A 13,636-nucleotide genomic window follows, 5' to 3' on the forward strand; every position below is an offset into this window, starting at 1 on the left:
TTAAGTGTCCGTTGCGCGCGCCTTCGCCTGCAATGCGTAGAGCGTGTCGAGCGCCTCGCGCGGCGACAGCGCGTCGACATCGATCGCCTCGATCGCCTCGCGCAAGGCGTCGCCTTCCTCTTCCTCGGCCTGCAATGTCGCTGCGAAAAGCGGCAATTCGCCAAGGCCCGCACCAAGCCCGCCGGTCTGTTCGCGTCCCTTCTCCAGCCGGTCGAGCACGGCCCTGGCGCGCTTGATCACCGGGCCGGGCACACCTGCAAGCTTGGCGACCGAAAGCCCGTAACTGCGATCGGCAGCGCCGCGCGTCAATTCGTGCAGCAGAACGAGATCGCCTTTCCATTCGCGCGCGCGGACATGATGCAGGCTCAGCTTGTCACAGGTCTCGGCCAGCCGGCTGAGCTCGTGATAATGCGTTGCGAAGAGGCATCGGCAGGCAAGCTGTTCATGCACCGCCTCAACCACCGCCCATGCGAGTGCCATGCCGTCATAGGTGCTGGTCCCGCGCCCGACTTCGTCGAGGATCACGAAACTGCGCTCGGTGGCCTGGCTCAGGATCGCAGCGGTCTCGACCATCTCGACCATGAAGGTCGAGCGCCCACGCGCCAGATTGTCCGAGGCGCCGACCCGGCTGAACAGGCGGTCGGCCAACCCGATGGTCGCACTGGTGGCGGGAACGAAGCTGCCCGCCTGGGCCAGCAGCATGATCAGCGCGTTCTGCCGCAGGAAGGTCGACTTGCCGCCCATGTTGGGCCCGCCGATCAGCCACAACCGGTCGTCGCTGCCCAGCCGGCAGTCGTTGGCGACGAAGCGCTCGCCCGCCTTGGCCAGCGCCTGCTCGACCACGGGATGGCGGCCGCCGGTGATCTCAAGGCAGGCTTCCTCGCGCATTTCGGGACGCGCCCAGTCGCCCTCGACCGCGCGCTCGGCAAGCGCCGCGCAGACATCGATCCGCGCCAGCGCCGCAGCCGTGGCGGCGATCGCTTCGCGCGTGGCGACGACCTCCCCCACGAGCTGTTCGAAATGCGCTTCCTCGGCAGCCAGCGCATGCGCCCCGGCTTCGGCGATGCGCGTGGCTTCTTCATGCAGGCCCAGCGAGTTGAAGCGCACCGCGCCCGCCATCGTCTGCCGGTGGGTAAAGCCACTGTCCGGGGCCATCAGCTTGTCGCCGTGCTTGGCGGGCACTTCGATGAAATAACCGAGCACCTTGTTGTGCTTGATCTTGAGCGAGGGCGTGCCGGTATCCTCGCGATATCGCGCCTCGAGCGCAGCGATGGCCTTGCGCGCATTACCGCTGGTCTCACGCAGCGCATCGAGCGCGTGGTCGTAGCCCGTGGCGATGAAATTGCCCTGCCCGCGTTCGGTCGGTGGCGATGGGACCAGCGCCCGCGCGAGATGATCGACCAGCGCCCCGTGCCCGCCCAGCGCTGCGCCGGTGTCGCGCAGCAGCGCCGGCAGGTCGGCGGTCGCCGACAGCATCTCGCGCACGCGCTGCGCTTCGGTCAGGCCATCGCGGATCTGGCCGAGATCGCGCGGGCTGCCGCGCCCGGCGACAACCCGCCCCAGCGCGCGGCCGATATCGGGTGCCTGGCGCAGCACCGCGCGCAGGTCGGCGCGCAGCAGAGGGTCCGCATGGAAGTGCTGCACGCTGGCGAGCCGGGCTTCGATCGCCATGCGGTCGGCAAGCGGCGCGGAAAGGTCTTCGGCCAGCTGGCGTGCACCCGCGCCGGTAGCGCAGCGGTCGACGCAGGCGATCAGGCTGCCTGCACGCCCGCCGCCCTGCGCTTCGAGGATTTCCAGGCTCGCACGGGTGGCCGCGTCCATCGCCAGATGCGCCCCGCTGCCGCGTGCGACCGGCGGCAGCAGAAAGGGCAGCGTGCCGCGCCCGGCATGATCGAGATAGGCAATCAGCCCGGCGGCGGCGGCCAGCATCGGGCGGCTGAAGCTGCCCAGCCCGTCAAGCGTCGCGACCCCGTGGATCGCCCTCAGGCGCGCCTCGCCATCCTCGCTGCGGAAATCGGCGCGCGGCCGCGTAATCGTTTCCGCGGCGCCCCCCTCCCAGTCGTCGGGCGCGACGATCTCGCTCGCCCCCAGCCGGGCGAGCGCGGCGTCGAGCGCATCGGCGATGCAGTCTTCCAGCTCCATCCGGCCGGTCGAGATGTCGCAGGATGCCAGCCCGACGCCATCGCGCATGGGTGCGAGCGCGACCAGGAGATTGGCGCGACGCGGCTCGAGCAGCGCCTCCTCGGTCAGCGTCCCCGCGGTGACGAAACGGACGATATCGCGCGCCACCAGCGACTTGGAAACCGGCGTGCCCTCGCGCCGTGCGCGCTCCTTCGCCTGTTCGGGAGTCTCGGTCTGCTCCGCTATCGCCACGCGGCAGCCACCCTTGATCAATCGTGCGAGATATCCTTCCGCCGAATGGACCGGCACGCCGCACATCGGCACCGGCTCTCCCCCGTGCTCGCCGCGCGTCGTCAGCGCGATGTCGAGCACGCCAGCGGCGGTCCTCGCGTCGTCGAAGAACAGCTCGAAGAAATCGCCCATACGGTAGAACAGCAGCGCATCGCCCGCCTCGCGTTTGAGCGCCAGATATTGCTGCATCATCGGGGTAGGCTTGCCGGACATGCCCCGGGACCTAGCGACGACCGGCGCGATTCGGGAGTCGGCACGGGCTGCCTTTCCCCTATGACTTCCCCGCCCGAGCGGTTAGGGGCAAGACGCACCGAGACGAGGGACCCAATGGCCGACGAGAAATCCGCATTCACCACCCGCGAAGCGCTGTTCTACCACGAGACGATCCGCCCGGGTAAGATCGAGATCATCGCCAGCAAGCCGATGGGCAGCCAGCGCGACCTCAGCCTGGCCTATTCGCCCGGTGTCGCGGCCCCCGTCGAAGCCATTGCCGCCAATCCCAAGGATGCCGCGCGCTACACCGCCCGGTCCAATCTCGTTGCGGTGATTTCCAACGGCACCGCCATCCTCGGCCTCGGCAATCTCGGCGCGCTGGCGTCGAAGCCGGTGATGGAAGGCAAGGCAGTACTGTTCAAGCGCTTCGCCGATGTCGATTCGATCGATATCGAACTCGATACCGAGGATCCGGACAAGTTCATCGAAGCGGTCGCGCTGATGGAACCCAGCTTCGGCGGCATCAATTTGGAAGACATCGCCGCTCCCGAATGCTTCATCATCGAGCAGGCACTGCGCGAGCGGATGAACATCCCTGTGATGCATGACGACCAGCACGGCACCGCGATCATCGCTGCCGCCGGCCTCATCAACGCCTGCCACCTCACCGGCCGCGATCTCAAGGACGTGAAGATGGTGGTCAACGGTGCGGGCGCCTCCGCACTGGCCTGCACCGCCCTGATCAAGGCGATCGGCGTCCCGCACGACAATGTCATCGTCTGCGATCGCTCGGGGCCCATAACACCGGGCCGCGACAATGTCGACCAGTGGAAGAGCGCGCATGCGGTCGAGACCTCGGCCACCACGCTCGAAGAGGCGCTCAAGGGAGCGGACATCTTCCTCGGCCTGTCGGCAGCAGGCGCGCTGAAGCCTGAATGGGTGGCGGACATGGCCGAGCGGCCGATCATCTTCGCAATGGCCAATCCGGTGCCCGAGATCATGCCCGAAGAGGCCAAGGCAGTGCGCCCGGACGCGATCATCGCCACCGGGCGCAGCGACTATCCCAACCAGGTCAACAACGTGCTGGGCTTCCCCTTCATCTTCCGCGGCGCGCTCGATGTGCAGGCGACCGCGATCAACGAAGAAATGAAGGTCGCCGCGGCGCGCGCCATCGCCGAACTCGCGCGAGAGCGCGTGCCCGAAGAAGTCGCCGCCGCCTATGGCGTGACGCATCAGTTCGGCGAGAACTACATCATCCCCGCGCCCTTCGATCCGCGGCTAATGGAAGTCGTGTCGAGCGCGGTTGCACGCGCAGCGATGGAAAGCGGCGTCGCGCAGGCGCCGATCGCCGATTTCGACGAATACCAGCACCGCCTCAAGGCACGGCTCAACCCGACCACCGCGGCGCTGACCAACATTTACGAGAAGGCGCGCGCCAATCCCAAGCCGATGGTCTTTGCCGAGGCGGAAGAAGACGTCGCGCTGCGCGCCGCGATCCAGTATCGCGAGTTCGGTTATGGCGAACCGATCCTCGTCGGCCGGACCGAAAAGGTGCTGGAGAAGCTGCGCGAACTCGCGGTCGACGATCCCGACGACTGGATCATCGAGAACTCGAACGTCTCGGACAAGATCCCGGCGATGGTCGACTATCTCTACAAGCGGCTGCAGCGGCGCGGTTATACCGAGCGCGACGTCGCCCGCATGGTCAACCAGGAACGCAACGTCTTCGCCGCACTGCTGGTCGCGCTGGGCCATGGCGAAGGCATGATCACCGGCCTGACGCGGACCTTCAGCCAGACCGCGCGCGAAGTCGGCCGGGTGCTCGACGCCAAGCCCGGGGCAACCCCGTTCGGCATCCACATGATGGTGGGCAAGAACCACACCACCTTCCTTGCCGATACGACGATGAACGAACGGCCGACCGCAGCGGAACTGGCGCATATCGCGCGCGAGACCGCTGCCGTTGCGCGCCGGATGGGTCACGAGCCGCGCGTCGCCTTCCTCTCCTATTCGACCTTCGGCAATCCCTCGGGCCAGTGGCTGGGCAATATCCGCGACGCAGTGGCACTGCTCGACGCCGACGACAGCGTGAACTTCGAATATGAGGGCGAAATGGCGCCCGATGCCGCGCTCAACCCCAAGGTCATGGCGCTGTATCCCTTCAGCCGTCTGTCCGGCCCGGCAAACGTACTGATCCTGCCCGGCCTGCAATCGGCCAATCTGTCGGCCAAGCTGTTGCGCGAACTGGGCGGCGAGACCACGATCGGTCCGTTGATGATCGGCTCGGAAAAGCCCGTGCAGATCGCGCCGATGACGGCAATCGCGCCCGACGTGCTCACGCTGGCCGTGCTGGCGAGCGCGGGCGTGGTTGGCTGAGACCGTGATCGCCTCGCAGGCGCATCGCTTCTCCATCCCGGAGTCGGTGCACTACCTCAATTGCGCCTATATGGCGCCGTTGGCCGACACGGTAAGCGCCGCGATGGTCGAAGGCGCGGGGCTCAAGAAGCATCCGTGGGGCTTTCGTCCCGCGGACTTCTTCACGCTATCCGAAGACTTCCGCAGCGCTGCGGCCGAAGTGGCGGGAATACCGGCAGAGTGCGTCGCGATCGTGCCGTCGGTCAGCTACGCGCTGGCCACTGCGGCGGCGAACCTGCCGGTTCAACGCGGCCAGCGTATCGTCACGCTGGCCGACCAGTTTCCTTCCAACGTCTATGCCTGGCGTGAACTTGCCGCGCTCGAAGGCGGCGAGGTGTTGGCGGTCGAACGCCCCGGCCAGGACGATTGGACCGGCGCGGTGCTGGAGGCAATCGACGAACGCACCGCCATCGCCGCGCTACCGCACAATCACTGGGCCGACGGGCGCGTGGTCGACCTTGTCGCGGTAGGAAAGCGATGTCGCGAGGTCGGGGCGGCACTGGTTCTCGACCTGACCCAGTCGCTCGGCGCGGCGCCGCTGGATCTTGCCGCGGTCAGGCCCGATTTCGCGGTTGCCGCCTGCTACAAGTGGATGATGGGTCCCTATGGGATCGGTATGCTCTACGTCGATCCCAAGCATCACGGCGGCACCCCACTCGAGCACAATTGGATCAACCGCGCGGGATCGGAGGATTTCGCGCGTCTGGTCGACTATCGAGAGGATTTCCAGCCTGGCGCGCGGCGATTCGACATGGGAGAAAAATCCAATCCGCCGCTGCTCATGGGGGCGAGCGCGGCCTGCGCTTTCCTGCTGGAATTCGGTGTCGATGCGATCGCCCGGACGTTGGCTGCCCGCACGCAGGCAATTGCCGATGCGGCGGACGGCCTCGGGCTGACAAGTGCCCCGATCGGCACGCGCGCGCGCCATTTCCTCGCGCTGGAATTTCCCGAAGGCATACCCGAAGGCCTGACCGAGCGGCTGGCCGCAGCGCAGGTGCATGTGTCGCTACGGGGCAATTCGCTGCGCGTGACCCCGCATCTCTACAACACGGATGCCGATACCGATGCGCTGATTGCAACGCTCGGCTCCTGCCTCGCCTAGAACGGCAGGTCTTCCCCGGCGTAGTCGACATAGCGAAAGCCCTTGCCGCCGGGGCTTTCGAGGACATCGGCAAGGCCGGTCACGCTCTCATCGATGGTGAGCGTCGCATTGGGCCCGCCCATGTCGGTCTGGACCCAGCCGGGATGCAGCGCGAGCACCGCGATCTCTCGCGGGTCGGCCTGCTGTTCGGCAATGCCCTTGGCGAGCATGTTGAGCGATGTCTTGCTCGTCCGATAGAGGTCGAACCCGCCCGAACTGTCGGCGACCGAGCCCAGTAGCGAGGACATGAAAGCAAGCGTGCCGCCATCCTTGAGCGTCGGCAGCAGCGTGCGTGCCGCACGCGCCGGACCGAAGGCATTCGTGGCCATGACCTCGGCGATCTCGGTATCCGTAGCCTGAGTCGCATCCTGGTGCCGCGCGCCGGTGATGCCGGCATTGACCAGCAGGATGTCGAAAGCGGCGTCCGCCAGGCCGAGCTTTTCGTAGCTTTCGGGATCGGTCACGTCGCAGGTCACGATCTGCAGGCGATCGGAGGCCAGCGCGTGAAGCGCTTCGCTTTCGCTGCGTTCGCTGGCCACGACGTGCCAGCCCCGCGCGAGGAATTCGCGCACCAGCCCCAGCCCGATCCCGCGCGATGCGCCGAGAATGAAAATGCTCTTGTCCGCCATGCCTCACTCCTGCCGAATTGTCGGTTGCATTCACAGATAGGGCGAAACCGCTCGTCGAAAAGGCCCCGTCCCGAGACGCCCGGTTCATCGCGCGGCAACGGCTGGCGCGCCAACGGGCGGCAACGTGCAGACTAACGCACGTGAAAGGACACATAATGAAGAAGACAGTCGCAGCATTTGCAATCGCAGCCGGCATGGTCGCCGCTCCCGGCATGGCGCAGGCGCAGAACGTCGCCCCGGGCGGTTTCTACGTCGGCGCACTGGCCGGTTACGAAGGTCTCGATGTCGAATCGGGCGACGGCAGCGTTTCGGCCGATGCCGATTCGGCCGTCTACGGCGTTACCGCGGGTTACGATCTGTCGCTCGGCAGCGCCTTCGTGGGCATCGAAGGCGAGCTTTCGACCAGCGGCGGATCGACGCAGTTTCCCGATAGCTTCGGCGGCGCCCGCGACGGCCTCGATGCCGATGGGCAGTATTACATCGGCGCGCGCGCGGGCTTTGCCGTGACCCCCGGCATCGCCGCCTATGGCAAGGTCGGCTACACGGCGCTCGACACCAAGGCCTTCACCAGCGCGGGTTCGCTCGATGAACTCGACGAAAATGCCAGCGGGCTGCGCTTCGGCGGCGGCCTGCAGGTGCAGCTGCCCGGTGCGCTCGAGGGTCGCCTCGAATACCGTCGTTCGCGTTACGACGACATCGGCGGCGACATCGGCGATGCGACCACCGATCAGGTAGTGGCGGGGCTGGGCCTGCGTTTCTGACGCGAAATCTGAACCGCACGCGGGGCCGTCCGGGAGACCGGGCGGCCCTTTCTATTTGCGGCGGAAACGGAAGTACCAGACCTCGTGGCCGTAGACCGTGCGCGCCTTGTGTTCGTAGCGCGTTTCGGGCCAGCCCGACGGACGGTTCTGCCAGTTCGCGGGCCCATCGACGACCCATTCGAACTCATCGGTAAAGCGGCGCATCACCATCAGCGCATGCCGCAGATAGACCGCGTGGTCGGTCCCGAAACGGAATTCGCCGCCGGGCTTGAGCTTGTCGGCGATCATCCGCACCGGCCCGTCGTTCATCATCCGCCGCTTGGCGTGCTTGGCCTTGGGCCAGGGATCGGGATGCAGCAGATAGGCCATGGTCAGCGCGCCATCGGGTATGCGGCGCAGCACTTCCAGCGCATCGCCGTGATGGATGCGGACATTGGCGAGCGTGCGGTCGCGCACATGCGTCAGCGCCTGCGCCACGCCGTTGACGAAGGGCTCGGCGCCGATGAAGCCGTGGTCGGGCAGCAAATCGGCGCGCTCGGCCATGTGTTCGCCGCCGCCGAAGCCGATCTCGAAATGCAGCGGACGATCGAAACCGAACAGTGCCTGCGAGGTCACCGGCCCCTCGTCGGGCACGGCGATCTGCGGCAGCAGCTTGTCGATCAGTTCCTGCTGCGACGCGCGCAGGGGCTTGCCCTGGCTGCGGCCGTAGAGCCGGTTGAGAGTGGTCGGATCGCCTTCTTTATACGCGCTCATGGCGCGGGCGCCTACAATCCTACCCCCACGCCGTCCATATGCCATATGCACTGGTGACGCTGAGCGCGATGCCCACCAGCACCAGCATCAGCTTGGGGCTGAAGTGCTTCGCGGCCATTGCGCCGAACGGCGCAGCGGCGATGCCGCCGACGATCAGCCCCAGCGTCGCCCCGGCGATATGCGATATGCCGAGATGGTAGATGAAGCTCGCCGAAATGCTCAGCGTGAGGAAAAATTCGACCGAGTTGACCGTGCCCACGACCTTGCGTGGCTCGGCCCCCTGTACCAGCAGGTTCGAAGTCACCACGGGGCCCCAGCCGCCGCCACCCGCGGCATCGAGAAAACCGCCGAACAGTCCGAGGGGGGCGACATGCCTGGCGGTGCGTAGCTTGGGCGGATAGAGCAGCCCGCGGACCAGCAGCCAGATCCCGATACCCGCCAGATAGAGCAACACGAACGGCTTGATCGTATCGCCATCGATCGACGTGATCAGATAGGTCCCCACGAGACCGCCGATCACCCCGGGCACCAGCAGGCGGAAGAACAGCGCGCGGTCGATATTGCCGTGCAGCAAATGGCTGATACCGGAGGTGGCGGTGGTGAAGCATTCGACCAGATGCACGCGCTGCGACGCCAGCGCGGGGGGCACGCCGAGCAGGCCGACCATCAGCGTGTTGGTGATGACGCCGAAGGCCATGCCCAGCGCGCCGTCGACCATCTGTGCTGCAAAACCGATGAGGATGAAGGGGACGATGGGCCCCAGATCGAAACCGAGCACCTCCATTGCGGGGGCGGGCCTTTCGCTGTTGATACCCGCGGCCTCTACTGCGATTCGCCAAGCGCGACGAGATAGAAAAACTCTCTTCCCGCACGAAGGGTTGAGCCCCCCTCCCCGCTGCGGCTAGGCAGCGCGCATGACCGAATATCTCGACCAGTACGGCACTCTCGCACTGTGGCTGCAGACGCTTATCGCACTCGCCGCGCTGGTCGCGGTCGCGGGCGCGGTCAACTGGCTGCTCAAACGTGTCCTGCTGCGCTTCGCCGCACCTTATCTCGACGACCGCACCGACACGCCCGATCGCGGTGCGGCCTGGCTGGCCACGGTAATCCCGCTGCTGATCATCTCGCGCGGGATCGTGCTGGTGCCGCATCTGCCAGAAGCGGTGGTGACGGTGGTCGTCAACGTGGTGCGCGCGCTGATCGTGCTGTCGGTGGCGATGGCGATCAGCTGGGCGCTCAATTACGCCAACGAGGTCTATGCGCGCCGCCCCGAAGCCCGCAGCCGTCCGATCAAGGGCTATGTCCAGGTGGTCAAGATCGCGGTGTTCTGCGGTGCTGCGATCCTGATGATCGCGGTGCTGATCGAACAGTCGCCGTTGCTGCTGCTATCGGGGCTCGGCGCGATGGCGGCGGTGCTGCTGCTGGTGTTCAAGGACACCATCCTCAGCCTTGTCGCCAGCGTCCAACTGACCAGCAACGACATGTTGCGCGTCGGCGACTGGATCGAAATGCCGAGCATGGATGCCGATGGCGATGTCGTCGATATCGCGCTGCACACGGTGAAGGTGCAGAATTTCGACAAGACCATCACCACCATTCCCACGCACAAGCTGATTGCCGACAGCTTCCGCAACTGGCGCGGGATGACCGACAGCGGCGGCAGGCGCATCAAGCGCGCGCTGGTGCTCGACCAGAATTCGGTCCGCTTCCTCGACGAGGGCGAGGTCGACGGGCTCAAGCGCTTCCGCCTGCTCGACGCCTATCTTGCGCGCAAGCAGCAGGAAATCGCCGACTGGAACGGGCACGCGCTCGCCGGCGATGACGACGCGGTGAATGCGCGGCGGATCACCAATATCGGTACACTGCGCGCCTATGTGATCGCCTATCTGCAAAGCCATCCGCGCGTCGCGGGCGGCGACTTCACGCTGATGGTCCGGCAATTGCCGCCGGGGCCGCAGGGGCTGCCGCTGGAAGTCTATTGCTTCGCCGATACGATCGAGTGGGAGGAATACGAAGGCATCCAGGCGGACATTTTCGACCACCTGCTTGCGATCCTCCCCGAATTCGGCCTGCGGATTTACCAGCAGCCCAGCGGGCTCGACCTCGCACGGCTGGGCAGCAGCGCACCATAGCGCCTCCAAAGCAAAACGCCCGGTAGCCGAAGCTCCGGGCGTTTCTCGCTGTCCCGTCCGGGGAAGCCGGTATCAGGCCGCTTCGGCCTCTTCATTCGGATCGCGCAGCACATAGCCGCGGCCCCAAACCGTCTCGATGTAATTCTCGCCGCCGCAGGCATGGCTGAGCTTCTTGCGCAGCTTGCAGATGAAGACGTCGATGATCTTGAGCTCGGGTTCGTCCATGCCGCCATAGAGGTGGTTGAGGAACATTTCCTTGGTCAGCGTCGTGCCCTTGCGCAGCGAAAGCAACTCAAGCATCGCATATTCCTTGCCGGTCAGATGCACCCGGGCGCCATCGACCTCCACGGTCTTGGCATCGAGGTTGACCGCAAGCTTGCCGGTGCGGATGACCGACTGGCTGTGACCCTTCGAGCGACGGACGACGGCGTGGATGCGCGCGACCAGTTCCTCGCGGTGGAAGGGCTTGGTTACGTAATCGTCGGCACCGAAGCCGAAGCTGCGGATCTTGCTGTCCATCTCGGCAATGCCCGAAAGGATTAGAACCGGGGTCTGCACTTTGGCGACGCGCAGCTTCTTGAGCACGTCATAGCCATGCATGTCGGGCAGGTTGAGGTCGAGCAGAATGATATCGTAATCATACAGCTTGCCCAGATCGAGCCCCTCCTCGCCCAGATCGGTCGAGTAGACATTGAAGCCCTCGGTCGTGAGCATGAGCTCGATGGCCTTGGCCGTTGTCGGCTCGTCTTCGATCAGCAGTACACGCATGGGATACTCCCCTGTATGGCCCCTAAGTGCGGCGGTAACGCCCCGTAAAGAGGTGTTGCCCTGTATTAACCACACAACTTCTGAACGGAAAAGGTTAACGCGAAGTGAAGAACGTTAACTTTTTCGCGCCGACCCGCTGGCGCTAGATCGCCGCGAGCTTCTTCTGCCGCCGCCGCTGCGCGCTCGAACCAATCCCGATCGCCTCGCGATATTTCGCCACCGTGCGCCGCGCCAGATCGAAACCTTCCGCATTGAGCAGGTCGGCAAGTTTCTGGTCCGATAGCACTTTTTTCGGATCTTCGCCATCGCACAGCGCTTTTATGCGCGCCTTGATCGCCTCGGAAGATGCGCCCTCGCCATCGGCCGCGGCGACCCCGCTGGAGAAGAAATACTTCAGCTCGAAGGTCCCGCGCGGACAGGAAAGATACTTATTGCTCGTTACGCGGCTGACCGTGCTTTCGTGCATCTCGATCTGCTCGGCGACTTCGCGCAGCGTCAGCGGGCGCATGGCGGTGACGCCTTCGCGGAAGAACCCTTCCTGCCGCTTCACGATCTCGGCGGCGGTCTTGAGAATGGTCTTCTGCCGCTGGTCGAGCGCGCGGATCAGCCAGTCCGCCTCTCCCAACTGTTCGTTGAGCCAGCTCTGCGAAGCCTTATCGCGCGCACCGGTCTTGAGCTCGAGATAATATTCGCGATTGACCACCAGCCGCGGCAGGCTGGCCTCGTTCAGGCGGATGTCCCAGCCCGCATCGCTCGGCGTGATGAGGACATCGGGCACGACGGCCCCTTCGGCTCCCGCGCCGAAAGCCAGCCCCGGCTTGGGATCATAGCCGCGCAGCTCGGCCAGCATGTCCGCAAAATCCTCGTCGTCGACCTCGCACATGCGCTTGAGCCGGGCGATGTCGCCGCTGGCCACGAGGTCGAGATTGTCGATCAGCCGCGCCATGCACGGATCGTAGCGGTCCGCTTCGCGCGCCTGCAGCGCGAGGCATTCGGACAACGACCGCGCACCGACCCCGGTGGGATCGAGCGATTGGACGGTCGCCAGCGCGCGCTCGACCTCTGCCAGCGGCACGCCCAGCTCCTCGGCGATCACCAGCAGTCCGGTCGGGAGATAGCCAGCCTCGTCGAGATCGCCGATGATCCGCAGCGCGATCAACGCTTCGCGCGTGTCATGCGCCACCGCGCCCACCTGCTCGGTCAGATAGTCCGCTAGCGAGGGCCCCGCGGAAGAGCGGTTTTCCAGATCGGGCAATTCCGCGCTGCCCGCGCTGCCGATGTCGCCGCGGCTCCAGTCGCCCATGTCGCCCGGCGCGGCCTCGGGGTCGAGCGCATGATCGGCAATGTCGAGCGCGCTGTCGCCATCCATATCGGGCGCGCTGTCGTGTTCCTGCGGTTCGGCGGGCGCATCCTCGCCTGCTTCGCGGCGCACCTCGCCCATTTCGAGCAGCGGGTTGGATTCGAGCGCTTCGCCTACGAAAGTCTCGATCTCGAGATTGGACAACGCCAGCAGCTTGATCGCCTGCTGCAATTGCGGCGTCATCACCAGCGATTGGGTTTGCCGGAGATCGAGGCGCGGACCCAGCGCCATTGGTCAGTTCCCCAGGGCTGTCGGCATCACAGCGTGAAACTCTCGCCAAGATAAAGGCGGCGGACGTTCTCATCCGCCACCAGCGCTTCGGGTGTCCCCGCGAACAGCACCTGTCCGCCGTAGATGATGCAGGCGCGATCGACGATCTCGAGCGTTTCGCGGACATTGTGATCGGTGATCAGCACGCCGATGCCGCGCGTCTTCAGATCCTTCACCAGGTCGCGAATGTCGCTGATCGACAGCGGGTCGATGCCCGCGAAAGGTTCGTCGAGCAGCATGATCGAAGGCTTCGCCGCCAACGCGCGGGCGATCTCGCACCGCCGCCGCTCGCCGCCCGAAAGCGCCATGGCGGGGCTCGCGCGCAACCGTGTCAGGCCGAATTCGTCAAGCAGGCGCTCGAGTTCGGCGGCGCGCGTCTCATTGTCGGGCTCGACCATTTCGAGCACGCAATTGATGTTCTGTTCGACCGTCATCCCGCGAAAAATGCTTGTTTCCTGCGGCAGATAGCCGAGGCCGAGGATCGCGCGGCGATACATCGGCAGGTTGGTGACATCCTCGCCATCCATCAGGATGCGGCCGGCATCGGGGCGCACCAGTCCCATGATCGAGTAGAAACAGGTGGTCTTGCCCGCGCCGTTCGGACCGAGCAGGCCCAGCACCTCGCCCTTGCCCACGCTCAGCGAAATATCTGTCAGGACCGCCCGCTTGTCATAGCTCTTGGCGATCGAAACGACTTCCAGCCCGCCCTGGGGAATGGGCGGTGCAGCATCGTGTACCGCGTCGTGTTCGGGGCTCATTACGTCATCGGCCATGCCTGCGAC

Annotated in this window: 11 protein-coding genes; 4 read left to right on the forward strand and 7 right to left on the reverse strand. The window is 65.6% G+C overall.

What is annotated here, in order from left to right:
* A complete protein-coding gene (gene mutS, locus FHS69_RS12250) occupies positions 1-2,625 on the reverse strand; it encodes a DNA mismatch repair protein MutS (RefSeq protein WP_166777903.1) in 2,625 nt (874 codons plus the stop codon).
* A gap of 114 nt (positions 2,626-2,739) precedes the next feature.
* Between mutS and FHS69_RS12255 the strand changes: the two genes are divergently transcribed.
* A complete protein-coding gene (locus tag FHS69_RS12255; RefSeq protein WP_166777904.1) occupies positions 2,740-5,001 on the forward strand; it encodes an NADP-dependent malic enzyme in 2,262 nt (753 codons plus the stop codon).
* Positions 4,994-6,142 carry an aminotransferase class V-fold PLP-dependent enzyme gene (locus FHS69_RS12260; protein ID WP_243844649.1) on the forward strand — a complete coding sequence of 383 codons (1,149 nt, stop codon included), beginning with the start codon at positions 4,994-4,996 and terminating at the stop codon, positions 6,140-6,142. The genes FHS69_RS12255 and FHS69_RS12260 overlap by 8 nt, the downstream gene beginning before the upstream one ends.
* Here FHS69_RS12260 and FHS69_RS12265 read toward each other — a convergent pair.
* The gene (locus FHS69_RS12265) at positions 6,139-6,810 is read right to left on the reverse strand and encodes an SDR family NAD(P)-dependent oxidoreductase (protein WP_166777905.1); all 672 of its coding nucleotides are present in this window, start codon (positions 6,808-6,810) and stop codon (positions 6,139-6,141) included. The two genes, FHS69_RS12260 and FHS69_RS12265, sit on opposite strands and share 4 nt — an antisense overlap.
* A gap of 155 nt (positions 6,811-6,965) precedes the next feature.
* Here FHS69_RS12265 and FHS69_RS12270 point away from each other — a divergent pair, with 155 nt between their 5' ends.
* Positions 6,966-7,571 carry an outer membrane protein gene (locus tag FHS69_RS12270; protein WP_166777906.1) on the forward strand — a complete coding sequence of 202 codons (606 nt, stop codon included), beginning with the start codon at positions 6,966-6,968 and terminating at the stop codon, positions 7,569-7,571.
* Positions 7,572-7,622: 51 nt separating this feature from the next.
* Here FHS69_RS12270 and trmB read toward each other — a convergent pair whose 3' ends face one another.
* Both trmB and FHS69_RS12280 read right to left on the reverse strand, forming a co-directional pair.
* On the reverse strand, positions 7,623-8,324 hold the full coding sequence (trmB, locus tag FHS69_RS12275) for a tRNA (guanine(46)-N(7))-methyltransferase TrmB (protein WP_166777907.1): 702 nt from the start codon (positions 8,322-8,324) through the stop codon (positions 7,623-7,625).
* 19 nt (positions 8,325-8,343) lie between these two features.
* Positions 8,344-9,108, reverse strand: a complete 765-nt coding sequence (locus tag FHS69_RS12280) for a sulfite exporter TauE/SafE family protein (protein ID WP_166777908.1) — start codon at positions 9,106-9,108, stop codon at positions 8,344-8,346.
* A 130-nt stretch (positions 9,109-9,238) separates the two neighbouring features.
* On the opposite strand from FHS69_RS12280, the gene FHS69_RS12285 reads away from it, so the two are divergent.
* Positions 9,239-10,456 (forward strand): mechanosensitive ion channel family protein, encoded by a 1,218-nt coding sequence (locus FHS69_RS12285; RefSeq protein ID WP_166777909.1) that lies wholly within the window; start codon positions 9,239-9,241, stop codon positions 10,454-10,456.
* 72 nt (positions 10,457-10,528) lie between these two features.
* On the opposite strand, the gene ctrA is transcribed toward FHS69_RS12285, so the two are convergent.
* The 3 genes from ctrA to lptB all read right to left on the reverse strand — a co-directional run bounded on the left by ctrA (position 10,529) and on the right by lptB (position 13,612).
* Positions 10,529-11,224: a response regulator transcription factor CtrA gene (ctrA, locus tag FHS69_RS12290; protein ID WP_050601718.1), complete on the reverse strand. Its 696-nt coding sequence runs from the start codon at positions 11,222-11,224 to the stop codon at positions 10,529-10,531.
* A gap of 142 nt (positions 11,225-11,366) precedes the next feature.
* Positions 11,367-12,815, reverse strand: a complete 1,449-nt coding sequence (gene rpoN, locus FHS69_RS12295; RefSeq protein ID WP_166777910.1) for an RNA polymerase factor sigma-54 — start codon at positions 12,813-12,815, stop codon at positions 11,367-11,369.
* A gap of 26 nt (positions 12,816-12,841) precedes the next feature.
* Positions 12,842-13,612 carry an LPS export ABC transporter ATP-binding protein gene (gene lptB / locus FHS69_RS12300; protein WP_372450734.1) on the reverse strand — a complete coding sequence of 257 codons (771 nt, stop codon included), beginning with the start codon at positions 13,610-13,612 and terminating at the stop codon, positions 12,842-12,844.
* Positions 13,613-13,636 lie beyond the last annotated feature (24 nt).

This window comes from Qipengyuania flava (assembly GCF_011762005.1).
Lineage (GTDB): Bacteria > Pseudomonadota > Alphaproteobacteria > Sphingomonadales > Sphingomonadaceae > Qipengyuania > Qipengyuania flava.

What these genes read in the sequence shown, in the direction of transcription:
- mutS (WP_166777903.1), bottom strand. Translation starts at nt 2,625, where the DNA reads ATGTCCGGCAAGCCTACCCCGATGATGCAGCAATATCTGGCGCTCAAA.
- FHS69_RS12280 (WP_166777908.1), bottom strand. Translation starts at nt 9,108, where the DNA reads ATGGAGGTGCTCGGTTTCGATCTGGGGCCCATCGTCCCCTTCATCCTC.
- trmB (WP_166777907.1), bottom strand. Translation starts at nt 8,324, where the DNA reads ATGAGCGCGTATAAAGAAGGCGATCCGACCACTCTCAACCGGCTCTAC.
- FHS69_RS12255 (WP_166777904.1), top strand. Translation starts at nt 2,740, where the DNA reads ATGGCCGACGAGAAATCCGCATTCACCACCCGCGAAGCGCTGTTCTAC.
- FHS69_RS12270 (WP_166777906.1), top strand. Translation starts at nt 6,966, where the DNA reads ATGAAGAAGACAGTCGCAGCATTTGCAATCGCAGCCGGCATGGTCGCC.
- rpoN (WP_166777910.1), bottom strand. Translation starts at nt 12,815, where the DNA reads ATGGCGCTGGGTCCGCGCCTCGATCTCCGGCAAACCCAATCGCTGGTG.
- FHS69_RS12285 (WP_166777909.1), top strand. Translation starts at nt 9,239, where the DNA reads ATGACCGAATATCTCGACCAGTACGGCACTCTCGCACTGTGGCTGCAG.
- FHS69_RS12265 (WP_166777905.1), bottom strand. Translation starts at nt 6,810, where the DNA reads ATGGCGGACAAGAGCATTTTCATTCTCGGCGCATCGCGCGGGATCGGG.
- lptB (WP_372450734.1), bottom strand. Translation starts at nt 13,612, where the DNA reads ATGAGCCCCGAACACGACGCGGTACACGATGCTGCACCGCCCATTCCC.
- ctrA (WP_050601718.1), bottom strand. Translation starts at nt 11,224, where the DNA reads ATGCGTGTACTGCTGATCGAAGACGAGCCGACAACGGCCAAGGCCATC.